23 protein-coding genes and 2 pseudogenes are annotated in these 26,245 nt (G+C 62.7%); 16 read left to right on the top strand and 9 right to left on the bottom strand.

Features of this window, described 5'->3' with window-relative positions; genetic code table 11:
- Together EOW68_RS07825 and EOW68_RS07820 are read left to right on the top strand one after the other, a co-directional pair.
- Window positions 1-2,397, top strand: coding sequence for a heavy metal translocating P-type ATPase (locus EOW68_RS07825; RefSeq protein ID WP_128224594.1), 2,397 nt, complete (start codon window positions 1-3; stop codon window positions 2,395-2,397).
- 60 nt (window positions 2,398-2,457) lie between these two features.
- A complete protein-coding gene (locus EOW68_RS07820) occupies window positions 2,458-3,033 on the top strand; it encodes a response regulator (protein ID WP_431358809.1) in 576 nt (191 codons plus the stop codon).
- A gap of 9 nt (window positions 3,034-3,042) precedes the next feature.
- Here EOW68_RS07820 and EOW68_RS07815 read toward each other — a convergent pair whose 3' ends face one another.
- Complete coding sequence (locus tag EOW68_RS07815; protein WP_128224593.1) at window positions 3,043-3,591, bottom strand: multiprotein bridging factor aMBF1; 549 nt, start codon at window positions 3,589-3,591, stop codon at window positions 3,043-3,045.
- Window positions 3,592-4,063: 472 nt separating this feature from the next.
- Between EOW68_RS07815 and npdG the strand changes: the two genes are divergently transcribed.
- The 3 genes from npdG to EOW68_RS07800 all read left to right on the top strand — a co-directional run bounded on the left by npdG (window position 4,064) and on the right by EOW68_RS07800 (window position 6,557).
- A complete protein-coding gene (gene npdG, locus EOW68_RS07810; RefSeq protein ID WP_128224592.1) occupies window positions 4,064-4,717 on the top strand; it encodes an NADPH-dependent F420 reductase in 654 nt (217 codons plus the stop codon).
- A 58-nt stretch (window positions 4,718-4,775) separates the two neighbouring features.
- Complete coding sequence (locus EOW68_RS07805) at window positions 4,776-5,255, top strand: cation:proton antiporter regulatory subunit (protein ID WP_128224591.1); 480 nt, start codon at window positions 4,776-4,778, stop codon at window positions 5,253-5,255.
- A 96-nt stretch (window positions 5,256-5,351) separates the two neighbouring features.
- A complete protein-coding gene (locus EOW68_RS07800) occupies window positions 5,352-6,557 on the top strand; it encodes a cation:proton antiporter (protein WP_128224649.1) in 1,206 nt (401 codons plus the stop codon).
- Here EOW68_RS07800 and EOW68_RS07795 read toward each other — a convergent pair whose 3' ends face one another.
- Window positions 6,558-6,974, bottom strand: a complete 417-nt coding sequence (locus EOW68_RS07795) for a DUF8062 family protein (protein WP_431358808.1) — start codon at window positions 6,972-6,974, stop codon at window positions 6,558-6,560.
- An 83-nt stretch (window positions 6,975-7,057) separates the two neighbouring features.
- Between EOW68_RS07795 and srp19 the strand changes: the two genes are divergently transcribed.
- The 6 genes and pseudogenes from srp19 (at window position 7,058) to hisA (ending at window position 9,672) form a co-directional block, all read left to right on the top strand.
- The gene (gene srp19 / locus EOW68_RS07790; RefSeq protein WP_128224590.1) at window positions 7,058-7,336 is read left to right on the top strand and encodes a signal recognition particle subunit SRP19; all 279 of its coding nucleotides are present in this window, start codon (window positions 7,058-7,060) and stop codon (window positions 7,334-7,336) included.
- Window positions 7,333-7,560, top strand: coding sequence for an H/ACA ribonucleoprotein complex subunit GAR1 (locus EOW68_RS07785; protein ID WP_128224589.1), 228 nt, complete (start codon window positions 7,333-7,335; stop codon window positions 7,558-7,560). The genes srp19 and EOW68_RS07785 overlap by 4 nt, the downstream gene beginning before the upstream one ends.
- Before the next feature lie 211 nt (window positions 7,561-7,771).
- Window positions 7,772-7,909: pseudogene (locus EOW68_RS07780) on the top strand (helix-turn-helix domain-containing protein); the annotation flags it as partial.
- A gap of 453 nt (window positions 7,910-8,362) precedes the next feature.
- Window positions 8,363-8,638: a type II toxin-antitoxin system HicB family antitoxin gene (locus EOW68_RS07775; RefSeq protein WP_128224588.1), complete on the top strand. Its 276-nt coding sequence runs from the start codon at window positions 8,363-8,365 to the stop codon at window positions 8,636-8,638.
- A gap of 5 nt (window positions 8,639-8,643) precedes the next feature.
- Window positions 8,644-8,894: pseudogene (locus EOW68_RS07770) on the top strand (type II toxin-antitoxin system HicA family toxin).
- Window positions 8,895-8,946: 52 nt separating this feature from the next.
- On the top strand, window positions 8,947-9,672 hold the full coding sequence (gene hisA / locus EOW68_RS07765) for a 1-(5-phosphoribosyl)-5-[(5-phosphoribosylamino)methylideneamino]imidazole-4-carboxamide isomerase (RefSeq protein WP_128224587.1): 726 nt from the start codon (window positions 8,947-8,949) through the stop codon (window positions 9,670-9,672).
- A gap of 3 nt (window positions 9,673-9,675) precedes the next feature.
- On the opposite strand, the gene EOW68_RS07760 is transcribed toward hisA, so the two are convergent.
- Both EOW68_RS07760 and EOW68_RS07755 read right to left on the bottom strand, forming a co-directional pair.
- Window positions 9,676-10,182 (bottom strand): 2'-5' RNA ligase family protein, encoded by a 507-nt coding sequence (locus tag EOW68_RS07760; RefSeq protein WP_128224586.1) that lies wholly within the window; start codon window positions 10,180-10,182, stop codon window positions 9,676-9,678.
- A 38-nt stretch (window positions 10,183-10,220) separates the two neighbouring features.
- Window positions 10,221-10,406 carry a DUF7554 family protein gene (locus EOW68_RS07755; RefSeq protein ID WP_128224585.1) on the bottom strand — a complete coding sequence of 62 codons (186 nt, stop codon included), beginning with the start codon at window positions 10,404-10,406 and terminating at the stop codon, window positions 10,221-10,223.
- Window positions 10,407-10,494: 88 nt separating this feature from the next.
- Here EOW68_RS07755 and EOW68_RS07750 point away from each other — a divergent pair, with 88 nt between their 5' ends.
- Together EOW68_RS07750 and EOW68_RS07745 are read left to right on the top strand one after the other, a co-directional pair.
- Entirely contained in the window at window positions 10,495-11,625 is a 1,131-nt protein-coding gene (locus tag EOW68_RS07750; protein WP_128224584.1) for a helix-turn-helix transcriptional regulator, read from the top strand.
- A gap of 53 nt (window positions 11,626-11,678) precedes the next feature.
- The gene (locus EOW68_RS07745) at window positions 11,679-13,781 is read left to right on the top strand and encodes a beta-glucosidase family protein (protein ID WP_128224583.1); all 2,103 of its coding nucleotides are present in this window, start codon (window positions 11,679-11,681) and stop codon (window positions 13,779-13,781) included.
- Window positions 13,782-13,808: 27 nt separating this feature from the next.
- On the opposite strand, the gene glnA (EOW68_RS07740) is transcribed toward EOW68_RS07745, so the two are convergent.
- Both glnA (EOW68_RS07740) and glnA (EOW68_RS07735) read right to left on the bottom strand, forming a co-directional pair.
- Window positions 13,809-15,164, bottom strand: coding sequence for a type I glutamate--ammonia ligase (glnA, locus tag EOW68_RS07740; RefSeq protein WP_128224582.1), 1,356 nt, complete (start codon window positions 15,162-15,164; stop codon window positions 13,809-13,811).
- 165 nt (window positions 15,165-15,329) lie between these two features.
- Window positions 15,330-16,685: a type I glutamate--ammonia ligase gene (glnA, locus tag EOW68_RS07735; protein WP_128224581.1), complete on the bottom strand. Its 1,356-nt coding sequence runs from the start codon at window positions 16,683-16,685 to the stop codon at window positions 15,330-15,332.
- Window positions 16,686-16,810: 125 nt separating this feature from the next.
- Between glnA (EOW68_RS07735) and lrp the strand changes: the two genes are divergently transcribed.
- Together lrp and EOW68_RS07725 are read left to right on the top strand one after the other, a co-directional pair.
- On the top strand, window positions 16,811-17,266 hold the full coding sequence (gene lrp, locus EOW68_RS07730; protein ID WP_128224580.1) for an HTH-type transcriptional regulator Lrp: 456 nt from the start codon (window positions 16,811-16,813) through the stop codon (window positions 17,264-17,266).
- Window positions 17,267-17,302: 36 nt separating this feature from the next.
- Window positions 17,303-18,781: a serine/threonine protein kinase gene (locus EOW68_RS07725; protein ID WP_128224579.1), complete on the top strand. Its 1,479-nt coding sequence runs from the start codon at window positions 17,303-17,305 to the stop codon at window positions 18,779-18,781.
- A 105-nt stretch (window positions 18,782-18,886) separates the two neighbouring features.
- Here the strand turns inward: EOW68_RS07725 and thsA are convergent, their stop codons facing one another.
- A complete protein-coding gene (gene thsA / locus EOW68_RS07720) occupies window positions 18,887-20,557 on the bottom strand; it encodes a thermosome subunit alpha (protein ID WP_128224647.1) in 1,671 nt (556 codons plus the stop codon).
- A 243-nt stretch (window positions 20,558-20,800) separates the two neighbouring features.
- Between thsA and EOW68_RS07715 the strand changes: the two genes are divergently transcribed.
- A complete protein-coding gene (locus EOW68_RS07715; RefSeq protein ID WP_128224578.1) occupies window positions 20,801-22,453 on the top strand; it encodes a histidine kinase N-terminal 7TM domain-containing protein in 1,653 nt (550 codons plus the stop codon).
- Here EOW68_RS07715 and pheA read toward each other — a convergent pair.
- Window positions 22,450-23,268, bottom strand: a complete 819-nt coding sequence (gene pheA, locus EOW68_RS07710; protein WP_128224646.1) for a prephenate dehydratase — start codon at window positions 23,266-23,268, stop codon at window positions 22,450-22,452. The two genes, EOW68_RS07715 and pheA, sit on opposite strands and share 4 nt — an antisense overlap.
- Window positions 23,269-23,329: 61 nt before the next feature.
- Window positions 23,330-26,218 carry a leucine--tRNA ligase gene (gene leuS, locus EOW68_RS07705; protein ID WP_128224577.1) on the bottom strand — a complete coding sequence of 963 codons (2,889 nt, stop codon included), beginning with the start codon at window positions 26,216-26,218 and terminating at the stop codon, window positions 23,330-23,332.
- Window positions 26,219-26,245 lie beyond the last annotated feature (27 nt).

Raw genomic sequence — 26,245 nt, 5'->3', positions numbered from 1 at the left:
ATGACCTCCTGTACGCTGTGTGAGCTGCCGGCCGACTCGCCCGTTACCGACGATGCCGTCGAGGGCAACTTTTGCTGTCGGGGCTGTCTCGAAGTCTACCGCACGCTCGGCGACGTCGATCCCGACTCGGCGGCTGTCAAGCGCGGGCTGGACGGGGAGTCAGCCGACCCAGCAACGGAACCGGAGGACGCAGAAACGGCCTACCTCGCCGTCGACGGGATGCACTGCTCGACCTGTGAGGTGTTTCTGGAGTCGGTCGCCCGCGACGAATCCGGTGTCCACGACGCCGAGGCGAGCTACGCAGCGGAGACGATCAAAGTAAGCTACGATCCCGACGAACTCGTGGAGACAGAACTGCCAGATGTCGTCTCCGGCATGGGGTATCGTGCGAGTGCACGCGGGGAGGAGTCCGAGTCAGGGACCGACCTGGCGAGTCGCTTGCTCGTCGGCGGCATCTTCGGGATGATGGCGATGACGTGGTACGCGCTCTTTCTGTACCCGCAGTATTTCGGCTTCGATCCGATCGTCACGCTGGGTGCTTTCGACAGTGCGTATCTGTACGGGCAGATCGCAGTATTGACGGCGATCATCCTGCTGTACACGGGCCGGCCGATGCTGCGCGGTGCCTACGTCAGCCTTCGGACCGGCCGGCCGAACGTCGATCTGCTGGTGACCGTCGCGGCGATTGCGGCCTCTCTGTACAGCACTGCCCAGCTGTTTACTGGCGGGAGCGAACTGTACTACGACGTGACCATCGTCGTCGTGATGGCGGTCACCGTCGGGAACTACTACGAGACACGGATCAAGCGGTCGACGGCAGGGCTGCTCGCGGATCTGACCGAACTACAGGTCGAGGAGGCGACCCGCCGCGACGGCGAGCAGGTGCCTGTCTCGGCTATCGAACCCGGCGACGAACTGCTCGTCCGGCCGGGTGAGCGAGTCCCGGTCGACGGCGACGTCGTCGACGGAACCGCGGCCGTCGACGAGGCACTCGTCACCGGCGAGTCACTGCCCGAGACGAAACGACCGGGCGACGAGGTCCGGGGCGGGACGGTCGTCACCGACGAACCGATCGTCGTCGAGGCGGGTGCCGAGGCCGAGAGCACGCTCGACCGGATCGTCGGGCTGCTCTGGGAGATCCAGGCGACAAGACCTGGGGCACAGCGGATCGCCGACCGGCTCGCGACCGTCTTCGTCCCGCTCGTGTTGGCCGTCGCTGCGGTCGCGGCCGGCGCACTCCTCGTCACCGGCAGCGGAGTGGAGACAGCCGTGCTGACCGGGCTCACGGTGTTGATCGTCTCCTGCCCGTGTGCCCTCGGGCTCGCGACACCGCTCGCGGTGGCGAGTGGCCTCCAGTCTGCGGCGGACCGGGGCGTCGTCGTCACCACGTCCGCGCTGTTCGAGGAGGCCGACGACGTGGAGACGGTCGTCTTCGACAAGACCGGCACGCTCACTGCCGGCGAGATGGCCGTCACCGAGATCCAGTCCGACGGCACCGCCGAGGACGAACTGCTGGCCCGTGCCGCGGCAGTCGAGCAGTACTCCGATCACCCGATCGCAGATGCGATCGGCTCGGCGGTCGAGGGACCCGGCGAAACCGCTACCGTCGACTCGTTCGAACAGCACACTCGCGGGGTCGCCGGCAGTGTCGGGGGTGACCGCGTCCTCGTGGGCCACCCCGATCTGTTCCGCTCGCAGGAGTGGCGCCGCTCGGGGACGGTCGAACGGGCTATCGAGGAGATACGGAGCCGTGGCGACGTCCCGGTGCTCGTCGGCTGGGATCAGCAGGCGCGGGGTGTGATCGCTGTCGGTGACTCCCAGCGCACAGCCTGGGAGTCCGTCGTCGAGACGGTCGGTGCCGAGCGGCGCGTCGTCGTTCTGACCGGTGACGACGGGCCGAGCGCGGATCGGTTCCGCAACCATCCCGCAGTCGATACGGTGTTCGCCGGCGTCCCGCCGGATGGAAAGGCAGAGACGATCCGGCGACTGTCGGCGACCGAGTCGGTCGCGATGGTCGGTGACGGGAGCAACGACGCCCCGGCGCTCGCGGCTGCCGATCTGGGGATCGCTCTGGAGAGCGGGACACAGCTCGCGACCGACGCCGCCGACGCAATCGTTCTCGACGGTGAACTCCGGAACGTGCCGGCGGTGTTCGACGTGGCGACGCGGACGAACCGCCAGATCAAACAGAACATCGCGTGGGCCTTCTGTTACAACGCCGTCGCGATTCCACTCGCAGTCACTGGATTGTTGAACCCGCTGTTCGCGGCGATCGCGATGGCGACGAGCAGTCTGCTGGTTGTCGCAAACTCCGCGCGTGGGCGAGCGGAGACAGATGACTCCACCACAGCGCCGTCGAAACAGGGCCAGCTGCCACGGACACCGGCGACCTCGTAGTTGCAGGATTCTCACGGGATTAATATAGGTTCGCACACAACCCGGGAGTAGAGACCAGTCGTGACCGACGAACTATCAGCAGATTCGGAACACGGTCCCGCGAGCGTGTTGATCATCGAAGACGAGACGGAGCTCGCAGATATGTACGCGGCGTACCTCCCCGACGACTACGACGTCGAAATCGCCGACGGCGGTGAAGCGGGGCTGGAGACACTCGACGACGAGTACGATCTCGTCTTGCTCGACCGCCGGATGCCAGTCGTCTCCGGCAACGAGGTCCTCGCAGCGATCGAGAAGCGAAACCTCGACTGCCGGGTCGCGATGGTGACGGCCGTCAACCCGGATTTCGACATCATCGATCTCCGGATCGACGACTATCTCGTCAAACCGGTCACGCGGGCGGAACTGACCGAGACAGTCCGACGCCTCCTGAAACTCGACGAGTACAACGACCGGGTGAACGATCTCACCTCGAAAAAGCTCAAACGGAACGTTCTCGAAGTGGAGAAAACCCAGGCAGAACTCGCTGACAACCCGGAGTTCGAGCGACTCAACAGGGAGATTGCCGACCTGGAGCAGGAAGTCGACGAACTCGCCACGGAACTCGATATCGAGGACGACGGGCCGACCGCCTGATCGCGGTCTTCAGGAGTCTTTTCGCTCGACGACGTCACCGAGCGTGTACTCGCCGGCATCCGAGTCACTTTCCCACTCCGTCTCGTCGGTGCTGCCACCGGCCGTCAGATCGATGTCGAGGCTGCGTTCGAGTTTCTCCTGCATCTCGTCGGTGGGGAGCATCTTCCCCTGTTCGAGTTTCTGGATCAGGCTCGCCTTCTCGTTGAGGTCTTTCGCGAGGTCTTCCTGGCTAAGTCCCGCGCTTTCGCGGGCCTGTCGGATCTGCTCGTCGAAATCCTGCGCCAGTTCGTCGATATCGTCGAACATATCCTGCCGTCGGCCACCGCCGCCACCAGAACTGCTCGTCGAGGTTCCCGTGTTGCCGCTCGACGAACTGGAACTGGACGACCCCGAGGAACTGCTCGTGGAGTACTTCGTCGAGGTACTTCCCGAGCTATCCGAGGTTTCGAGTTTCGTGCCGAACTCGGTGCAGCTGTCGCAGACATCTAGCTCTGCACCTTCGACCTTGATGCGGTTGGGACTCGACGTCTCCGTCCCGCACATCTCACACTGGACCATACAGTACGTTGGCAACCCCCCCGGATAAATGGTGCGCTGCTGATCTTCTGAGTGTGTGGGTGGTGCTGAGTTTGGTGTGTGAGTTTCAGCACGGAGGTGATACGAGAGAACTGAGCCAGGAGTATCGTTCCAAACAGCAAGAAAGCCCCGAGACGCTGAACTCGGGGGCACCGGTAGACTCGCTTCGCTCGTCTATCGAGGTCACGCTCACTATCGTTCGCGTGACACTCGCTGCGCGCTTCGCTCACTGCGTTCACTCCAGTGCTTGCGTCGTCCGCCTTCGTCCAGCGCCTCGCCCCTTTCAGTCCCACCCGTTTCGGTTGCACAACCAAGCGGACGGGGGCTTTCTTGCTGTGTATAGCGGGATTCGTGGTGACTTTCCTCCAGTCGTAATCGTAACTTCCCAGTACAATCCAAACACCTCCTGACCCGAACGCACAACGCTTATTCTCCAATCGCCCAACCTGGAAACATGCAGATTGCACTGCTCGGCGGAACTGGCGATATCGGTGAAGGACTTGCGCTCCGTATTGCGCGCGATACTGACAACGACGTACTCGTCGGCTCTCGTGAGGCCGAGAAGGCCGCAGCGAAAGCCGAAGAGTACACGGATAAACTCCCGGACACGACGGTCGAGGGGCTCGAAAACCCGGCCGCTGCCGCCCGTGCGGATATCGCCGTCGCTGCCGTCCCGGCGTACCATCTCTCGGATACGATCGGCGCTGTTGCCGACGAACTCGACGACACGATTCTCATCTCACCTGCTGTCGGGATGCAGCGCGACGAGGATGGACTCCACTACAACCCGCCGGGTGTCGGCAGCGTCACCCAACTTGCGGCCAAGGCAGCGCCCGACCACGTCCCCGTCGTCGGTGCCTTCCACAACCTCGCGGCGGCCAAACTCGCGAATCTCGACGCCGATCTGGACTGGGACGTCCCCATCATCGGTGACGACGAGGATGCGACCGCGACGGTCACCAGCCTCGTCGAGGATATCGACGGCCTGCGAGCGCTCTCTGCGGGCGGCCTCGCCAACGCTGCCGAGGTCGAGTCAGTCACGCCACTGCTGATCAATCTCGCCGCCAACAACGACGGGATGCACGACCTGGGCGTCAAATTCTGGTAACGCTGGCGACTGTTCGCGCTCCCATACAGTTATCTGTCAGTCAGTAAAACGAACGGATATGGACGTTTCTGAGACAGATCTGCCCGGTGTCGGGAAGCGGTTCGAACTCGATATCGGGGGTGGCGAGACGGCCGTCATCGTCGTTCACAACACCGGTCGTCGTGAGGTGTTCGTTCGGCCCGAATCCGGTGCGGACGCAGAGGAGGTACTCGATCTGACCGATCGGCAGGCACGGATCGTCGGCTCGATTCTCGAAGGCGCGTATTTCCAGCCTGTTGCGACCGATACGTCCTCGGTGACTCTCGGCGACAACGTGATGCTCGAATGGTACACGCTTGGCGAGGATGCCCCAATCGTCGGCAAATCGATCGAAGAGGCAGACGTCCGTCGCGAGACTGGGGCGACTATCGCAGCGATCGAACGCGGTGGCGACGTGATCCAGAGTCCCGATCCTGACTGGGTGTTCGAAGCCGACGACCAGCTCATCGTGGTCGGGACACGACAACACCACGAGCAGTTCGCGGCGGAGGCGACGTAACGATCGCGATGCCTGGGTACGTCGTCGTGGTGAGAGCAGCCAGTGTGACTCTCGGTGGTGATCGCCGTGGCCGGTGAACTGATCGAGGTCGGCGTCATGTTCGCTGCAGTCGCTCTCGCCGGTGCGATTGCGCGTGGACTCCGCCAGTCCGTGATCCCATTCTACATCGTCAGTGGTATTCTGCTGAACCCCTTCGTCGCGGGCGAACTCACCGAGGCGGTTCTCGGACAGGAGTTCGCCGTCGGACTCTCGGCGGAAGCCACTCACTTCATCGAACTGGGTGCGGAACTGGGGATCGTCTTCCTGCTCTTTTTTCTCGGGCTGGAGTTCAACCTCGATCGACTGCTCGCGAGCAGGGATCGGATCGGGACCGTCGGACTCATCGATCTCGTCATCAACTTCGGGGTCGGATTCGTCCTCGGCTTCCTGCTGTTCGGTGACGTGTTGGCGGCGTTTATCATCGCCGGGATGGTGTACATCTCCTCGTCGGCAATCATCACCAAATCGCTGATCGACCTCGGCTGGATCGCGAACGAGGAGAGCTCGCCGCTGCTCGGGACGCTCGTCTTCGAGGATCTCTTTATTGCGGTGTACCTGGCTGTGCTCTCGGCGCTGGTTGCTGGTGCCGGTGACGTGACCGAGGCTGCCTTCTCTGTCGGTCTCGGGCTGGGATTCATTCTCGTCTTGCTTATCCTCGTCTACGCCGGCACAGCTCTGTTCACCGCTCTCATCGAGACAGAGTCGAACGAATTCATCGCGCTCCGGGTGACAGGGGTGACGGTGCTCGTCGCCGGCGCAGCACTGACACTCGGTGTGAGCGAGGCCGTCGCTGCCTTCTTTATCGGGATGGCATTCAGCGGCACGGGGCGGGCCGAGAAACTCGAAAACCTGCTCGAACCGGTCCGTGATATCTTCGCTGCGGTGTTCTTTTTCTGGATCGGGCTGGTCACCGATCCGATGCTGTTCGCCGGCGTGCTCGGAATCATCGCGACCGCCGTCGTCGTGACGACACCGACGAAACTGCTAAGCGGGTTCTGGAGCGGGAAGGTGTACGACCTGGACGACCGGCGGTCGACACGGGTCGCGCTCGGGATGGTCACTCGCGGTGAGTTCACGCTGATTATCGCTTCGACTGTCCTCGTCGTCAGGGATAGGGGCGGGGCCATCACCGCGGCGACGGCGAACGAAATCAACGCCTTTGCAGTCGGTTACGTGCTCGTGATGAGTATTCTTGGGACGGTGTTGATGCAGTACTCCGCAGTGTTCGAAACCCGTCTCACTGCCTGGCGCAACGGCGAGTAGTCACTCGCTGGGCGGCTGAATCGTCTCTGTCTCGTCGGATTCGGGCTGCTGGAGGTCGACTGTATGCGTCGTATGCCGGGCGTGGGTTTTGGCAAAGCGGCGAGCTGGTCGTTCTGCGAGGAATGACTCCCCGGCCGGACACTGGCGACACGCCGCAGTCCAGGGCGTGACGCCGTCGGGGTAGTGGCCGGTGTGGTGGTTGTGATCCATCGCGAACTGTTCGAGCGCACGGTTGCCGACCTGCAGTTCGTCGAGTTCGTAGCTCAGCTCCCACTCGCGGTCACACCGCGAGCAGGTGATCGTCGGCACGCCGGAGTCCGGCGGATACGTCCCTTCGGCGGCCTCGAACGCCTCCGGGAGCTGCTTGTCGTCTTCACCTGCCGGGCTGTTCTCCGGCGGGTCGTCGTCCCTCTCCATACGACTGTTTTGGCGTGGTCGAATTTGATCCTGTCGGGAGCGGCGTCAAAAAGAGGTTTGTATCGTCCCCTCCGAGCGTCGGTATGGTCGAAAACGTCATCTGGCCCGCCTATCTCGACGCCGAACTCACGCGTGACGAGGGGCGACGGGTCTCGACTGATCTCGCCGTCGAGAATCCGACGGTCGACGAAATCGCACAGGCAGTCCAGCAGGTCGGCTACGACGCCGTCATCGAACGTGAGAAAACCTACCCCCGGGAGTACGAGGCTCGTGGTCGCGTCCTCGTGAAAGGGGCCGACGACGCGACGAAGAGTGATCTCCTCCAGGCGACGGCCGCCTATCTCGACGTCATCCGCGCATGAAACGCGTCGGCGAGGTCACACGAACGGCACAGGGATTGCTCGTCGTCCGCAGTGTCGACGACAGCTATCCCCGGCTCGGAACGACGGTCATCGACGAGAATCTCGACGAAATCGGGACTGTCGTCACTATTTTCGGGCCGGTCGAACGGCCGTATCTGGCCGTCTCGCCGGCTGGAGAGCCGAAAGCGAGTTTCGTCGGCGCTGCGCTGTACGCACGGGACTGAGGAGTTGTTCTTCAATTTAGCTGATTGCAGACGGTAAGCCCCCTTCCTCAAGGAGTAACGCAGCGAAGCGAGTAACGCAGTAGGAAGGGGATACACCGTCGTCATCGGTTTCAAGAGATGCTCTTGGTACTGGCCCACAGGCCCATGGACTACTTTCACTCCGGGCGGCCAACGTTGATATGCCAGTCACCCCTCCCATGACCCACGGGGCATGAACTACAACTACAGGTATCGTCTCACGCCGACTGAAGACCAGCGTGAGACGTTGGACTACCACCGCGATACCTGTCGCCAACTTTACAACCACGCCCTCTACCGATTCAACCAGATTCCTGAATCCGAAGGCACGCCTGTGGAGACTGCGGTTGTGTCTGCAAAGCGCGTCGTGGAACCAGGAAGCCCCTGCCTCAAGGAGTCGCCAACGGCGGCGAGTAGGCAGGGGTAGTTCACAGATCTCAAACAGCAAGAAAGCTCCCGCTCGTTCGCTGGCTGCGACTCGCTGCGCTCCAGTAGGTGCTTGCGTCGTCTCGCTCTGCGAACGAGCGGCCCCTTTCAGTCCCACCTGTATCGGCTGGCCAGTCAAGCTACGTGGGTGGGACTGAAAGGGGCGAGACTCTCGACGAAGGCAGACGACGTAAGCACTGCAGGGCCGTATGGCCCGAAGCGCGCAGCGAGTCTCCCGAGTCGAGAGTCTCGGGGCTTTCTTGCTGTTCGTAGTATTCTTGCCAGTCCTCTCGCTGAACTCAGAACAGCCAACTCAGCCGTCCGAATCCTTTTATCGGATTCCGACCAACCGATTTGTATGGCGAGTTCGACCGCAGACGGGGAGGACGACGAGCCAGTCCAGGAAATCCGGCTCGTCGACGACGGCGAGTGGTGGGTTGCCACTGATGTCGAGACGGGCGCCGCCAGCCAGGGAGAGACCCGCGCGGAAGCGCTGGAGAATCTCGATGAGGCTGTGGCGCTCCACCGTGGCGAAATCGGCAGACCTCCCGCGGATGATGAACTCCGTGGGATGGGAATCGATCCCGAGAAAAACACCACTGGGAGCCAGGAACCGCCGGACGTACTCGATTGAGTACGATGACACGGCGGACGTTTTCGGGATTCGAAGTCTGCCAGGTACTGTCAACGCTGGGGGCTTCGAGTGGCGACGCACCACCGGTGACCACGCTCAGTTGTACTACGAACACCCGACCAACGATACTGATCGACGACATGTTACAGTCCCACTACACGATGAACTACGGACGGGGACACTCCGAACGATTGCCGACGATGCAGGAGCACGGGACTTCGATGCCGTCTGCGACTGGATCGACCGGCACAGCTGACCGTCCACCCGCGACCGACACCCTTTCGACGCCGAGACACCCACCGACAGCTATGAACGAAGAGTTCGCGGTCATTCCAGCAGTCGATATGCAAGACGGGCAGGTCGTCCAGCTCGTCGGCGGCGAGCGCGGGACAGAGACCACCTATGGCGATCCCGTCGAGGCGGCGACCGGCTGGGTCGACGAAGGGGCAGAGACACTCCATCTGGTCGATCTCGATGGTGCCTTCGAGGGTGAGCGAAAGAACGCGTCGGCGATCGACGCCATCACCGAGGCCTGCGACGTGGACATCCAACTCGGTGGCGGCATCCGGACCGTCGAAGACGCCACCGCACTGCTCTCCCAAGGGATCGACAGAGTGATCCTCGGGACTGCGGCCGTCGAGAATCCCGACATCGTCGCAGAGATTAGCGACTACCAGCCCGGCAGCGTGACCGTCAGCCTCGATGCGAAAGACGGCGAGGTGGTCGTCTCCGGCTGGACGGAAGGCACCGGGCTCGACCCCGCGGAGGCCGCGCGCCGGTACGAGGAACTGGGTGCCGGCGCAATTTTGTTCACCGACGTGGATGTCGAGGGGCAGCTGGAGGGTGTGCGGACCGAGCCAGTCGAGCGACTCGTCGAGGCGGTGGAGATCCCGGTCGTCGCGAGCGGCGGCGTCGCATCTCTCGAGGATATTCGCTCGCTCAAGGCAGCGGGTGCGGCTGCCGTCGTCGTCGGGAGCGCACTCTACGAGGGCAAATTCACGCTCGGGGAGGCACAGCGAGCCGTCGAAAACTAAGGTTCACGCCGGCAGCGAGACCGTACTCACCGACTGGTTGTGCTTTGCGTCCCAGAACTGCAGTTTCGAGACGGTCCACTCGATCGGGTCGACCGCTCCGGCGACCCGCTTCGCAGCGTCGAGTGAGCCACCGCGGGCGATCGTCACGTGGGGCGTGTAGCTCTCCCCCTCGATACCCTCACTGACAGAGCCGAAGATGTCGACGAGTCGCTGATGGAGCTGTCGCAATCCGGGTGAGTCGACCGCGAGATAGACGACGGGCGCGGTGCCGACTGGGGGATCTTCGAAAATATCGATCTCGTCGATGCGGGCCTCGAAAGCGGGCTGGCCCGCGAGTGCCTCCCGAGCCTGTGCCTCGATTCGGCTGTACTGCCCGGCATCGCTGCCGAGACGTTTCACGCCGAGTGTGTGCTCCCCGCGGGTCCGTGCGCGAGCCGACGGCAACTGTCGAGCGATCTCCACTGCCAGCGCGCCGACCTGACCGGGAACTGGCACGTTGAGACTGTACACGCCCGTAGAGAGGTCGACAGCTCCAAAAAGCCCGTCGATCAGATGTAATCGAGCAGCCAGAGGACGATCACCGCGACGATCACCAGGCCGAAAAGCGAGGAGAGTGGCCCGAGGAGCGTCCCGACGATCGAGAAAACCTCGTTTACGATCTGGAGGACCAACCAGACGACGACCAGTACCAGGACGATATACAGGAGGGACTCTGCGTCGAGTTTCGCTCGCATATCCGGAGATGGTGGTGCCACGGGGAAATCCCTTCTGGCCCGGGTGGGGCAACAACGCCTATTGGGCTCGACTCCGAACCTGGGAGCGATGAGTAACCCGCGCTGGCGGTTGTCGCTGCTGGTGGCTATCGCTGCTGTGTTGCTGGTCTTCGCTGGCGGTTTTGCTGGTGTGGCCGCTGGCGAGAGTCAGTTGGACCAGCCCGCCGGATTCGCCGCACAGGATATCGACGCCGATACGGTGGTGCTGTCGGCGGATCTCGACGCCGAGGGTGATGCCGACTGGCAGGTCGAGTACCGCCTCCGCCTCGACGACGAGACAGATGAGCAGGCTTTCGACGACCTCCAGGCAGATATCGAGGCGAACCAGTCGTCGTATCTCGGTCCCTTCGAAGAGCGGATCAGAGCGACTGCCGGGACTGCCGAGAACGCGACCGGCAGGGAGATGACCGTCGACCAGTTCGGGGTCTCGACCGAGCGCCGCGAGCAGCCACAGGACGCGTTCGGGATCGTCACCTTCGAGTTCGAGTGGGCTGGGTTCGCTGACGTCGACGGTGAGACGATCCGGGCTGGCGACGCGGTCGAACAGCTGTTCTTGCAGGAAGAGGAGCGACTGGAGTTTAGCTGGCCGGAGACACACCAACTCCAGTCGAGTGATCCCGATCCAGAGACGACAGAACAGCAACGTGTCGTCTGGCGTGGCCCGATCGATTTCGATGCCGGACAGCCACAGATCGAACTCCGTCCGGCAACAGCGGCGGAGGGCTCGGGAACCCCGATCTGGCTGTTCGGGGTCGCGCTGCTTACAGTGCTCGTGGCTGGTGTGGCCGGGCTGTACTGGTGGCAGCGAGACGGCCCGACCGCAGATGACGGGGCTCACGACCAGCCGTCGGCGGCTACTGCGAGCAGCGGCGGGACTGACGCCGGCGATGCTGGCGAGTCCGTCGCGGGTGCCGACGACAGCGCTGACCCACCGCCGGGGCTTCTGAGCAACGAGGAACAGGTCCTGCAGTTGCTTGCCGACAACGGCGGCCGGATGAAACAGAAGGCGCTGGCCGAGCAACTCGACTGGTCGGCGGCGAAAACCAGCCAGGTCGTCGGTGATCTCCGTGAGGACGACGAGCTCGAATCGTTCCGGCTGGGTCGGGAGAACGTCCTGACGCTGCCGGATGTGGATATCGACGGCGAGCCGGCCGACTCGGAGGATGGCTCCGAGAACTGAGCTGCCGGAACCGACTCACATCGACTTTTTTGTGACAGCCACGTAGCTCTCGTATGGCTGGAGATACGATTAGCAGACTTCTGGAAACACTCACTCGTGGGGAGAAACTCGGACTCGTACGGGGGGCAGCCGATCCCGCGGGGACGGCTACCGGATACGTGGCAGGAATCGAGCGACTGGGGATTCCGCCGCTGCGCCTGGTCGACGGCCCACTCGGCGTTCGGATCCCGGACGAGTCGGCGACGGCATTCCCGGCACCGATCGCCGTCGCGTCGACGTTCGACCCCACCGCAGCCTACAGGAAGGGTGCGGCGATGGCACGCGAGGCGGCCGCCCACGGCCAGGATGTCCTGCTCGCACCGGGGTTGAATCTGATCCGCATCCCCCACTGCGGGCGGAACTTCGAGTACTACAGTGAAGATCCGATTCTGACGGGTTCGATCGCCGCGAGTGCAGTCGAAGGTATCCAGTCCGAGGAGGTGCTCGCGACGCCGAAACACTACGTCGCAAACAATCAGGAGACCGATCGGGTGACTGTCAGCGCGGACAGCAGCGAGCGCACACTCCGGGAGCGATACCTCCCGGGATTTCACGACGCCATCGACGCCGGTGCCGGCGCGATCATGACTGCCTACAACCGCGTCAACGGCACCCACATGTCCGAACACCGCGAACTCGTCACCGGTGTTCTGAAAGAAGAGTGGGGGTTCGATGGGGTGGTGATGTCCGACTGGTACGGCACCGAGAGCACCGTCGCGGCCGCAAACGCCGGCCTCGATCTCGAAATGCCGGGGATCGAACCAGACGAGCAGATCGGCGGCGCGGCTGACGAGGAGACAGCCGACCAGACGACCGATTTCGGGGCGCTCGCCGGCGGCATGCCCGACCCCGAGAACGTCGGCCAGTTCGACCAGGCGCTGTCCGAGGCGATCGATTCGGGTGCAGTCCTCGAATCGAGACTCGACGAGATGGTCCGACGGGTGCTCGGCGCGATAGAGCGTCTCGACCGACTGGACGGTGACCGTCCTGTGGGGGAACTCGACACGCCCGACCACCGTACGCTGGCCGAGGAACTCGCTGCCCGTGGCACGGTCGTCCTCGAAAACGACGGCGTACTGCCCCTCGCCGCGGAGACCGAGATCGCAGTGATCGGGCCGAACGTCCACGAGGCGACACTCGGTGGCGGTGGCTCCTCCGAGACGACACCCTTCGTGACGACGTCGACGGCGGCAGGACTCCGAGACCGGGCCGATGGCGCGGTCACAGTCTGCCGAGGCCATCCCGAAATCGAAGATCTCTCGTTTTTCGACGTGATCGCCGGCGAATCGACGGGGAGAACTGACGAGAATAAAATCGAGACCGAGTTCGACAGCGCAGCGGACGCGGCAGCCGGGGCCGAGGTTGCAATCGTCGTCGTTCGCGACCGGGCAACCGAAGCGAAAGACCGCGAGAGTCTCGCGCTACCGGGCGAACAGGACGGACTCGTCGAGGCCGTCGCTGCCGCAAACGACCGGACTGTCGTCGTGATCCAGTCGAGCGGTCCGGTCGAGACGCCGTGGCGCGATTCTGTCGCAGCGGTCGTCGAGGCCTGGTATCCGGGGCAGGCCGACGGGGCGGCGCTCGCTTCTGTCCTCTACGGCGATATCGACGCCTCGGGGCGACTGCCGGTCACGTTCGCACCGGCAGCGGCGTATCCGGCAAGTTCACCCGAACAGTATCCCGGCGTCGCTGGACGCGCATCCTACTCTGAGGGTGTTTTCGTGGGATACCACCACTTCGACGCATCGGGGACGGATCCTACCTATCCCTTCGGACACGGCTGTTCGTACGCCACCTTCGCGTACCGCGATCTGACGGTTACTGACGAGGGGGCGGTCGAACTGACTGTCGAAAACACTGGCGACCGGGATGGCCGCGAGGTTGTACAGGCCTACGTCTGTCCACCCGAGTCGGATATCGAGCGCCCGGAGCGCGAACTCGGCGGGTTCGCGGCCGTCGACGTGGCTGGCGGGGCGTCGGAACGGGTCCGGATCGACCTCGACGACCGGGCGTTCTCGTACTACGACGACGGGTGGGTTCTCGAAAGCGGCGAGTACACGGTCGAAGTCGGACGGTCCGCCCGCGATTGCTTGCGGTCTGTCTCACTCACGCGGTGAGCGGCGAAAAAAGAAAACGGCGTCCGTTTAGAACTTTTCGAGGTAGCGGTCGATCTCCCACTCGGAGACGTCGATGAGGTACTCCTCGAACTCCTGATTTTTCGCTTCGATGAACTTCTCGGAGACGTGTGGGCCGAGCGCGTCCATGATGACCTCGTCATCCTGGAGTTCGTCGACGGCCTCGCCGAGGTTCGTCGGCAGCGTGTCGATGCCGTACTCCTCGCGTTTCTCTTCGTCGAACTCGTAGATGTTCTCACGAACCGGGTCCGGGCAGTCGACCTCGCTTTCGATGCCGTCCAGCCCCGCGTGGATCAGCACGGCGAGTGCGAGGTACGGGTTACAGGACGGGTCGGGGAAGCGGGCCTCGATCCGGGATGCGGCCGGCACGCGGGCGGCCGGTTTGCGGATGAGCGCCGAGCGGTTGACGTCGGACCAGGCGACGTAGACGGGAGCCTCGTAGCCCGGCACGAGTCGTTTGTAGCTGTTAACAGTCGGGTTGGTGACAGCGGCGAGTGCCGGTGCGTGTTCGAGGATGCCGGCGAGGAACTGTTTGGCGGTTTCGCTGAGGTTGAACTCGTCGTCGTCATCGTGGAAGGCGTTCTCGCCGTCGTCAGTGAAAAGCGAGAGGTGCGTGTGCATGCCCGAGCCGTTGATGCGCGGGATCGGCTTCGGCATGAAGGTCGCGTGGAGATCGTGTTCGGCCGAGATCGCACGGACGACCGAGCGGAAGGTGACGACGTTGTCGGCCGTCGTGAGTGCGTCGTCGTAGGTGAAGTTGATCTCGTGCTGGCCTTCGGCGACCTCGTGGTGGCTGGCCTCGACCTCGAAGCCCATCTCCTGGAGGCCGTAGATGATGTCGCCACGGACATCCTGGGCCAGATCCTTCGGTGCGAGATCGAAGTACCCCCCCGAGTCGTGGGTGGTCGTCGTCGCGTTGCCGTTCTCGTCTTCCTCGAAGAGGAAAAACTCCGGCTCCGGTGCGGCGTTGACGGTGTAGCCCATCTCGTTCGCACGGTCGACTGCGTTTTTGAGGACACGCCGTGGGTCGCCCTGGAACGGGTCGCCAGTTGTGGTGTCGATGACGTCACAGATGAGGCGGGCACTCGTGACCTTCTCGCTGTTTCGCCACGGGAGCACGGCAAACGTCGTCGGATCCGGTTCGAGTCGCATGTCGGATTCCTGAATCCGGACGAAGCCGTTGATCGACGAGCCATCGAAGTAGATCCCCTCGGTGAACGCCTTCTCGGCCTGGTCGGCCGGGATCGAGACGTTTTTCGGTGTCCCCAGAATGTCGCTGAACTGGAGACGCAGGAAATCTACACCCTCTTCCTCGATTTCGCCGAGGACGTCCTCTGCCTCTGCAGACAGGTTTTCGGTTGTCATCGTACGACCCATCTCGTCGGAGCTATAAATCCGGTTGGATTCACGGCTACAACATATTCTTTAGCTGACACGGATGGGTGGGATTTCAGCCTCGATAACTGTGGAAAGTAAAAAAATACCGGGTGTCAAAGCCGCGGAAAGCGATGAGCCGACTGGCGTCGTCGCTTAGAACTTTTCGAGGTAGCGGTCGAGTTCCCACTCGGAGACCTCGACGAGGTACTCGCTGAACTCCTGACTTTTCGCTTCGACGAATTTCTCGGAGACGTGTGGGCCGAGTGCATCCATGATGACCTCGTCGTCTTCGAGTTCTTCGACGGCCTCGCCGAGGTTCGTCGGCAGCGTGTCGATGCCGTACTCCTCGCGTTTCTCTTCGTCGAACTCGTAGATGTTCTCTCGAACTGGGTCCGGGCAGTCGAGTCCGTTCTCGATGCCGTCGAGCCCTGCCTGAATCAGTGCAGCCAGTGCGAGGTATGAGTTACAGGATGGGTCGGGGAAGCGGGCCTCGATCCGGGATGCGGCCGGCACGCGGGCGGCCGGTTTGCGGATGAGCGCCGAGCGATTGACGTCGGACCAGGCGACGTAGACGGGGGCCTCGTAGCCCGGAACGAGTCGCTTGTAGCTGTTAACAGTCGGGTTGGTGACAGCGGCGAGTGCCGGTGCGTGTTCGAGGATGCCGGCGAGGAACTGTTTGGCGGTTTCGCTGAGGTTGAACTCGTCGTCGTCGTCGTGGAAGGCGTTCTCGCCGCCCTCGGTAAACAGCGAGAGGTGCGTGTGCATGCCCGAACCGTTGATGCGCGGGATCGGCTTCGGCATGAAGGTCGCGTGGAGATCGTGCTGTGCGGCGATGGCGCGGACGACCGAGCGGAAGGTGACGATGTTGTCCGCGGTCGTGAGTGCGTCGTCGTATTTGAAGTCGATCTCGTGCTGGCCTTCGGCGACCTCGTGGTGGCTGGCCTCGACTTCGAAGCCCATCTCCTGGAGGCCGTAGATGATGTCACCACGGACGTCCTGGGCCAGATCCTTCGGTGCGAGATCGAAGTAGCCACCCGAGTCCTGGGTGATCGTGGTGGCTTTCCCGTCTTCGTCCTCCTCGAAGAGGAAGAACTCGGGTTCGGGGCCGGCGTTGACGGTATACCCCATCTCGTTCGCACGGTCGACTGCGTTTTTGAGGACACGTCGTGGATCGCCCGGGAACGGTTTGCCTGTGGACGTATCGATGACGTCACAGATGAGGCGGGCACTCGTGACCTTCTCGCTGTTTCGCCACGGGAGCACCGCGAACGTCGTCGGATCCGGTTCGAGTCGCATGTCGGATTCCTGGATCCGAACGAAGCCGTTGATCGACGAGCCATCGAAGTAAATCCCCTCGGTGAACGCCTTCTCGGCCTGATCGGCCGGGATCGAGACGTTTTTTGGTGTCCCCAGAATGTCGGTAAACTGGAGACGCAGGAAATCTACATCTTCTTCCTCGATCGAATCGAGAACGTCCTCTGCCTCTGCAGATAGGTTTTCGGTTGTCATCTTTCGACACCAGATAGAGAGAGCGGCATACACTAAAGTACCCACATATTGTGCAATCCTTGCCGTCTGAGAAGAGAACTGCATATTCGTAAAATTCTAATGGGTGGCTTCCGTTGTCCCAGTTGATGACGTATGAAAATCTGGACCGAAAGTTGGTGAATGCACTACTGGGCGACGGACGAGCGAGTCTCCGGAGTCTGGCAGAAGATCTAGATGTCTCCGTCACGACGGTGTCCAATCACCTGTCTGATCTCGAAGAGGATGGGATCATCCGCGGATACACACCGAAGGTAGATTACGATGCGCTGGGCTACGACGTGACAGCGATTCTCCAGCTCAAAGTCGAGGGGAACTCACTCGTCGACGTGACGGAACGACTCGCAGAGCACCACCAGATGGTCAGTGTCTACGAGACGACCGGTGACCACGACATTATCGCCATCGGGAAGTTCCACGATACTGACGACATGAACAACACGATAAAAGAGTTACTGACAGAACCGGATATCAAGGAATCCAACACGAGCGTCGTGTTGAACCCCGAGAAGGAGCACGAACAGTTCGATCTGGAAGTCAGGTGACAAATCTTCTTTAGCCGCGGACGCCGAACGACAGGTATGGCCTCTGACGGCGGGGAGCCACCCGAGCGTGACCCACAGGCGAGCGACAGGCTCCCCGACGCCAGCGAAGACACCGCCAAGCTGCGCGACCGGATGAATCCAGTCATCAGTTCGCTGGCTGCCGGACTCGACAGCAGTGACGGTGAGACTGTCGAGAACTGTGGTATCGCACTCTGTCTGGTCGCACAGACACAGCCGGGCAAGGCGTCGACGATCATCAGCCAGCTCGTCGAACTGATCGTCGAGAGTCCGAGATCGAGGCCGCTGTACCGGACACTCGCCGGCCTGGTCGGCGACCACGGCCGCGAGATCCGCGGTGCACTGTTGACCGAGACCGGTTACAGCGACGCCCGCAAGATCTACGGCACTATCGAACACGCTGATCCCTGGGAACTGTCAGCCGTCGAGGTCGAGCCGTCGGCGGACGATGCGGAGCCGACTTTCTTCAGTACCGTCATGCAGCTCGTCGAAGCCGAGGAGCAGGGTCGGGACCCACTCGATAGCGACGCCTGGACGCGGTTTATTCAGCGCCTGCCGGGAGAGGGCGGCGAGGCTTCCGAGAAGGGTGTCGAACGCGCGGCCGCACGGCAGGAAGGTCGTCCACGCACAGTCCGAAAACGCCACGAACGGATCCAGACGGTTGCCACCTCTCGGACCTTCCTCGCGATCGAGGCCCGGAGCCGGTTCGACGACCTCGAAGTGCTTTCGCCGATCAGCGAGCAGCGCTTTGCCCACGTGATCCGGACACGCGGCCGGATCGGTGCCGAGGAGTACGCCATCGCGATCCGACTGTGCAAACAGCGCGACGAACCGGCGTTTCGGAAGCGACTCACTGACAGCCTTCAGGAGTGGGGTCGTCTCGACGGTGAGGGACTCGTCCGAGTGCTCGACTGGGGTGACACGCCCCGTCCGTGGATCGCGACGGAGTTCGTCGACCGCCGGCTACCGAGCCAGGGCCGGCTCACGCCCCGGGAGGGACTCGACCACGCACGCACGCTCACGCGCGTGCTCCTAGAGATCCACCGCCACGGGATCGTCCACGGCGGGATCGACCCCCAGACGGTCGGCTACCCACCGAACACGCTGGATGGTGTCGCCGAGCCGATGCTCGACAATATCGGCCAGTTGCCCGTCTACCGCCGGTACACAGAGCCCGGACAGTTTCTCGATATCCGGTACAGCGCACCGGAGTTCCTCGACGACCGGTACGGTAGCGTGGATCACGCGACGGATATCTACCAGCTCGGGATGGTACTGTACCGCGCGCTGACCGGCAGCCCACCGTTCGAGACGGTCGACGAGATCGAACGCCGGGTCTGCGAAGAGCAGCCCCCACCACCGACCGAGCGGAATCCAGAGCTTCCCGCTGGGATCGATGGAATCATCGAGAAAGCGACGGCGAAGCAGAAACTCGTCCGCTACGAGACGGCGCTGCAGTTTCACAACGAACTGCGGGCGCTGTGTGACGAAACGTAATAAAAGATAGATTCGGATTCAGCCGCACGAAGCGGCGGGCGAAACAGCGGTCGTTTGGGGGATCGGCGTCGTACCGATTTCTTCGGTGAAGTTAGCTGCCTAACTTCACATCGCGCCGCCCATGCCACCCATGCCGCCCATACCGCCGCCCATGCCGCCCATGCCGCCGCCTGGGCCGCCGGGTGCGTCGTCTTCGTCGTCGTCGCCCTGGCCACCTTTGAGGTCGCCAGCAGCGATCACGTCGTCGATGCGCAGGAGCATGACGGCTGCTTCGGTCGCGCTCTCGACGGCCTGGGTTTTGACGCGGAGTGGCTCGACGGCCCGGTCCTGGGCGTCGGTAACCTCGCCTGTCTCGGCGTCCAGTCCGACGGTGCTGTTGCCAGCGTCGTGCTGACTGCGGAGTTCGACCAGCGAGTCGATCGGGTCCATCCCGGCGTTCTCGGCGAGTGTGCGTGGGATGACCTCGATGGCGTCGGCGAAGGCCTCGATGGCGAGTTGCTCGCGGCCACCGACGCTGTCTGCGAAGTCACGGAGTTCCAGGGAGAGTGCCGTCTCGGGTGCACCGGCACCGACGAGCACCTTGCCGTCTTCGAGCGTGGCGGCGACGACACCGAGGGCGTCGTCGACTGCGCGCTCGACCTCGTCGACGACGTGCTCGGTGCCACCGCGGAGAATCAGCGAGACTGCTTTCGCGTCCTCGACGTCCTCGACGAAGATCTTCTCGTCACCGGCGAGTTCTTTCTCGGCGACGGAGCCGGCGAAGCCGAGGTCGTCGGCGGTGATGTCCTGAACGTTCGAGACGACAGATGCGCCCGTCGAGCGGGCGAGCGCCTGAATGTCGGACTTCTTGCCGCGGCGGACTGCGAGGATGCCCTCTTCTGCGAGGTAGTGCTGGGCCATGTCGTCGATGCCCTTCTGGCAGAAGACGACGTCAGCACCGGATGCCGCGATGGCGTCGACCATCTCGCGGAGCTGTTTCTCTTCCTGGTCGAGGAACTCCTGGAGCTGGTCGGGGTCGGAGACGTTGACCTCTGCGTCGAGTTCGGTCTCCGGGACCTCGATAGCCGTATCGAGCAGAGCGATGTTGGCGTCCTCGGCGAACTGTGGCATGTTGTCGTGGACGCGCGATTTGTCCACGATGACGCCCTCGACGAGTTCGGACTCGTCGGTGGAGCCGCCGACGACGGTCTCGACACTGATGTTGTCCGTGTCGATACCCTCGTCGTCTGCGACAGCCTGCACTGCGCGGACGATGAGTTCGGCGAGGTGGTCTTTGGCGCTCTCTGCACCCTTCCCGGTCATCGCCGTCCGGGCGACGCTTTCGAGGGACTCGGTGTCGTCTTCCTCGACGTCGGTCGCGGCCTCGGAGAGGAACTCCTTCGCGTGTTCGGCAGCCTGGCGGTATCCCTGTGCCAGGATCGTCGCGTGAATATCCTGATCGAGAAGATCTTCTGCCTTCGAGAGCAGTTCACCCGCGATGACGACTGCCGTCGTCGTTCCGTCGCCGACCTCGTCCTCCTGGGTCTGGGCGACTTCGACGACCATGTTGGCCGCCGGGTGTTCGATATCCATCTCGTCGAGAATCGTGACGCCGTCGTTCGTGACGACGACGCTGCCCGCCGAATCGACGAGCATCTTGTCCATCCCCTTCGGACCCAGTGTTGTCCGAACGGACTCGGCGACGGCCTTCCCGGCCGTGACGTTCATCGACTGTGCGTCTTTACCGGATGTCCGCTGACTCTCCTCTGAAAGTACGATAAGGGGCTGGTTACCCATCTGCTGAGACATAATCACCTGAAGATTGATTGTGATTCTATATAAATGTACCGGATAGTTGTGAGTGAATAGGTGACATACACCGTATTACTCGCCGACCGAACTCCCGGCTGTAACAGTCTAAAACGAAACACGGCGCTCGGATGTATCTGTTAATTTGGTGACCGAATCGCGTCACGGGCAGGGGATCCAGTTAGCTGTCCTGAATTACATATTTATACGTCCCCTCCAAACCCATCGCAGATGGGTTGGACACCCACGGCGCTTTCCGGGCTCGTCTTTGGCAACGGCGTGATCTTGATTGCCATCGGCGTGTACGCCCTCCGAAAGCGACCGGACCCGATGGCGTGGCCACTCGCGGTGTTGACCCTCGCAGGTGCCGCGTGGGCAATCCCGCACGCGATCAGTTTCGGCTACGCTGATCGGGGGATAATCACGTTTTTTTACAAGTTCATCGTCGTGGGCCAGAATCTGGTGCCACTCGCCTATCTCGTCTTCGCGTTGCGGTATGCCGGATACGATCGATTGCTTTCGAGACGACTGATGGCGGCGCTGTCTGTCTTTCCTACCATCACGATCGTCTCGGCCTGGACGACGCCAGTCAACGACTTGCTCTGGCGGACGATCACGATCGAGACAGTCGGCAGTGCGTCGATTTTCGTCCCGGAGTACGGGCCGTGGTACTGGCTCAATCTCACCTACGTCTACCTCCTGATCGTCACGGCGCTGGTCGTCTTCGTCACTGTGATACTCAGATCCGAGCCGATCCACCGGAAACAGTCGCTTTTGATGTTCATCGGTGGTGTCGCCCCGACGGCAATGAACATCCCGTTCACCCTCGGCTTCGGCTCTTTTTCCGAGATCGATCTCACAACGACGGCACTCGCCGTCTCGGGGCTGACGTTCGCGGCCGCACTGTTTCGGTACAACTTCCTCGATCTATCGCCGGCCGCCTACCAGAACGTCTCCGATATCTTCGGGGATGGGGTGCTCGTGTTCGACGACAGCTACCAGCTCGTCGAGTCCAACGGTGACGCCGAACAGATCCTCGGCATGGAGCTTCGGGCCGGTCTGTCGGCAGCCACTATCTTCGATACCAACCTCGAAGCACTCGATGGAACGGTACTCTCCGAGGCCGAAGAGAACAGATTCTACATGGCCCGATACGCGACGCTTCGCGGACACAAAGACGACATCGCCGGGCACGTCGTCGTCATGCGTAACATTACTGATCTCAAAGAACACGAACAGCGACTCTCGGTCACGAACCGGATTCTGCGTCACAACCTCCGCAACGAACTCAATCTGATAAGCGGCCACGCCGCGGTTCTCGAGACGACCCTGCCGGACGACCACAAAGAACTCACGCAGATCCAGGCGGCGGCCGGTCGTCTGGAGGCCGTCGGCGAGAAGGCCCGACATATCCAGTCCTGGATGGATCGGACCGACGAGTCGTTACAGTCCCACGACGCCGTCCCTGTCGTCGAGTCCATCGTCAGCCGCTACCGGGCGCAGTTTCCCGAGGCACGGATTCGCCTCGACGGACCCGACGCTGTATCTGTGCTCGCATACGATACGGAGCAACTCGAGATCGTCATCACGAACGTCGTCGAGAACGCGCTCGAACACAGCGACCGCACAGAACCCCTGGTCGAGATATCGATGGCGGTCGACGAGGACACTGCCACGCTCCGTGTCGCGGACGACGGGCCCGGTATCCCGCCAACCGAGCGCCGGATCATCACCCAGGGGCGGGAGACGAAACTCCAGCACGGGAGCAGTCTCGGCCTGTGGCTTATCTACTGGCTCACCTCTGCGATGGGTGGGACAGTCGAGTTTCAGGAAAACGAGCCACGCGGTGCCGTCGTCGTCGTTCGACTGCACCGAGCCAGCTAGTACAGCACCGTTTCGCTGTCGTAGGAGCCGAGCCGGCGGACCCAGCCATCCTCGGCGATCGCTTCGATCACGTCGAGTGCGGCCTGCGTTCGGTCTTCGTACAGGCCGGCGGCGATGTCGATGTGGAAGACGTAATCTCCGAGGCGTTCGCCGCTGGGTCGGGATTCGACCCGCGTGAGGTTGATATCCCGGTCGGCGAATGGTTCGAGCAGTTCGAGCAGCAGGCCGGGGTAGTCGGCGTTCGGATAGACGATGAAGGAAGTTTTGCTGCCGGCCTCGCTCCGTGCCTCCGGTGGTGCGACGACGAGAAAGCGGGTCGCATTGGAGCTACGGTCCTGGATATCCTCGGCCAGCACCTGCAGCGACTCGCCGTCGTCGGCGTTGGCCGGGTGACCGATCGCGGCGACCGATGGATCGTCGCGTGCGCGCTGGACGCCGCGGGCAGTGCTCGCGACGGCTTCGAGTTCGGCGTTCGGGTAGTTCTCCTCCAGATAGTCACGACACTGCGCGAGCGCCTGTGCGTGACTCGCCACCACGTCGAAACTGTCTCCCTGTGCGATGAGTGCGTGACGGATCGGCGTGATTATCTCCTTGACGACGGCGACGTCGTGCTCCGCGAGCGCGTCGAGCGATTCGGTGACGGAGCCTTCGATGCTGTTCTCGACCGGGACGACACCGCGGTCGTAGGAGCCCTCTGCGACGGATTCGATGATCGACGTCACCGATTCGGTGAAGTGGATCGCCTCGTCCTCGGCGACGGCGCTCGCAGCCCGGTGGGAGTAGGTCCCTGCCGGCCCAAGCGTGAGTGCCTGCATACTCATACGGGCGGCTACTACAGCGGCGAGTAAAAACGACCCGGTCAGCGATGGGACTGTCCTACTCGATGTGGATCGCCGGGCGGAACGGTACCGCCTGGTCGGCCTTGCCCGCTGGGTCCTCGATATCACCGCCGGCATCGTAGACATCGACGGCGGCGTCGAACTCGCGCTCGAAGAATCCGGTTGCCGACTCGTAGACTGCCTGCTCGTCGACATCACCGAGCGCGGCGAGCGTCTCGTCGTCGCGCTCGCGGACGTATTCGACGAGATCCTGCACGAGGTCGTTGACCGCGTCACCTTTCTCCCGGAGCTGTTCGTCCTGCATCACCTTCCCCATCACCGCACCGACGTCGGGTCCGGTCTCGCGGACCGTCTCGAAGACGTCGTGTTTCCACGCCGGTGCGACGTAGATCCGCACCGTCTCGGGGTCGGTGCCGGTCACGTCGATAATGTCGTGGATATCCTCGGTCGTGCTGTCGACGAGCGATTCTCGGACTTCGACCAGTGGTGACTCGAAGGCTGGATCGGGTTCGGGCCAGGCTGCTTCTTCTGCCGGCTCGCCGGTCAGCTGCTCGTAGAGTTCGTTCGCCATGAATGGGACGAAGGGCGCGAGCAGGCGGAGTCGGGTCCGCAGGACCTCACGGAGTGTCCACTTCGCGCCCGGCCGGTCGAGATCGGCCCGGCGCCGGTACCACTTGAGCTGTTCCTCGAACTGGTAGAAGGCGGTCTGACTGGCCGTCCGGCTCTCGTAGCGATCGAGAGCGTCTGTGGTCTCCGCGATGGTGGTCTGGAGGTTCGACAGCAGCCACTCGTCGATGTGTTCGAGTTCCTCGCTGGCGTCCTCGGGAATGTCGGCTTCGATGGTCTCCTGGGCGCGGTTCCAGAAGCGCTGGAGCTGGTCGCGGGTGTTGCCGACGAGATCGCCCCGCCAGTCGAAATCCTGCCACGGCTCCGCCGAGTTCAGCAGGAAAAACCGGACGGTGTCGGCGCCGTACTCCTCGATCGCCTCGCCGGGCAAAACGACGTGACCCTTCGAGGAGGACATCTTCTCGCCTTCCAGCAGGCCCATCCCCATGATGGTGATCCCCTCGGGCCAGTTCGACTCGTCGAACAGTTCGGCGTGGTGGAAGAGGAAAAAGGTGAGATGGTTCTGGATGAGGTCGTTGGCCGAGATGCGGACGTCGACGGGATACCAGTACTCCCACTCCTCGCGGAGTTCGAGCGCCCGCTCGACTGGCTCGCGGCTCTCCTCGACACCCGGCACGTCGCCGTTCTCGACGGCGTCGGCTCCGTAGAAGAGCGTATCGAAAAACCGCCGGTCGAGCTCTTCGACGGGGATGTCGTCGATGAGGTGGGCGACCGTGTAGTAGGACATGTAGATCGTCGAATCCGACAGGGGCTCGATGACGAAGTCGTCGTCCCAGGGTAGCTTCGTCCCCAGCCCGTAGTTTCGGATGCAGGGCCACTCTTCGAGCCAGTCGATCGTGTGGGTGTACTGCTCGCGGGTGTTGTCCGGGATACACTCCAGGTTCTCGACGGCACGGCTGGCTTTTGCCTTCCACTCCTCGTCGTTGTACCGCAGGAACCAGGTGTCCTGGAAGGCGACGACGACCTTCCCGCCCGCACGCGAAATGACGGGCTCCGGGAAGTCGTACATCAGGCCGAAGGCCCCTTCGGACTGGAAGTGCTCGCGCAACTCGTCGCGGATGTCGGCGATAACCTCGCCGCCGAACTCGCCGTAGCTCTCCGAAAGTTTCCCTTTGTGGAACTCGTCGTTGTACAGTTCCTTGGTGACCTCGGCGAGTTCGGGGTCGTCGCTGGATTCGATCCCCGCATCTTCGACTGCAGACTGGGCTGGAATCTCGCCGTAGCCTTCGATCGAGAGAATCGGCACCGGCTCGATACTCCGGACTGCCTCGGGATCGATTCCGTAGGGTTCGAGTTCGTCGGCGCGGTCTTTCGCCTCCTGGAGGGCGACGTAGTCGTCCGGCGAGTGCGCCGGCACGGACATCACGACACCGGTCGCCGAATCCGGATCGACGAACTCCGCGGGAAGAATGATGATCTCTTCGCCGGTGACCGGATTTTCGACGGTGGTTCCGACGATCTCTTCGCCGGTGAACGTCCGCTCGACAGTTACCTCGTGGTCCTGCAGTCCGAGTTTCTCCGCGGCTTCCTCGCTGACAATCCAGCTCTCGTCGTCGACGGTCGCCTCGACGTAGGTCGCCTCCGTGTTGACGAATGCGTTCGTCACGCCCCGGACGGTCTCCGGTCGGAGCGTCGCCATCGGGAAGATCACATCCTCGTTCGAAAACCGGATCAGCGAGTACTCCTGGTACTCGACGTCCTCGCCTTCGAGCAGGTCGTGCGTGGTGACGGGGTTTTCCTGTTCGGTGCAGTATTTGACCGGGTGGAGGCCCTTTTCGAGCAGTCCGCGGTCTTTCAGGGATTCGTACTGCCAGGTGATAAACTGCGAGTAGCGGTCGTCGTTGGTAGTGAACTCCCGGCGCCAGTCGATCGAGAGACCCAGGGAGTTCATCCCTCGTTTGTAGCTCGCGTCGGCCTCTTCGATGAAGTATCGGGCGAAACCCATCGGTGTCTCCAGGTCTTTGAGATCGGATTCGGGGACGCCGAAGGCGTTCTGGAGGCTGTCGAGCTGTGCCTGTTCGCCTTTTTTGAGTCGCTCGACGGCACCGACGATCGGCGTGCCGGTGACGTGCCAGCCGATCGGGAAGAGGACGTTGTCGCCCTGCAGTCGTCGGTAGCGGGCGTAGACGTCGGGGACCGTGTACGTGCGCGCGTGTCCAAGATGCATTCCACCGCTCGGATAGGGATAGGGGACGGTGATGAACGTCGCCTCCTCGTCGCCGGGATCGGCCTCGTAGCGGCCTTCCTCGGCCCAGCGCTGTCGCCAGCGCGGCTCGATTTCCTGTGGCTCGTAATCCATACCCAACCGTCTGCGTTCCGAGCCTAA

It is taken from the genome of Halovenus amylolytica (assembly GCA_004015825.1).
Classification (GTDB): Archaea; Halobacteriota; Halobacteria; order Halobacteriales; family Haloarculaceae; genus Halovenus; species Halovenus amylolytica.
The sequence above is the reverse complement of the archived record's forward strand: the minus strand, read 5'-3'. Positions and strand labels throughout refer to the sequence as shown.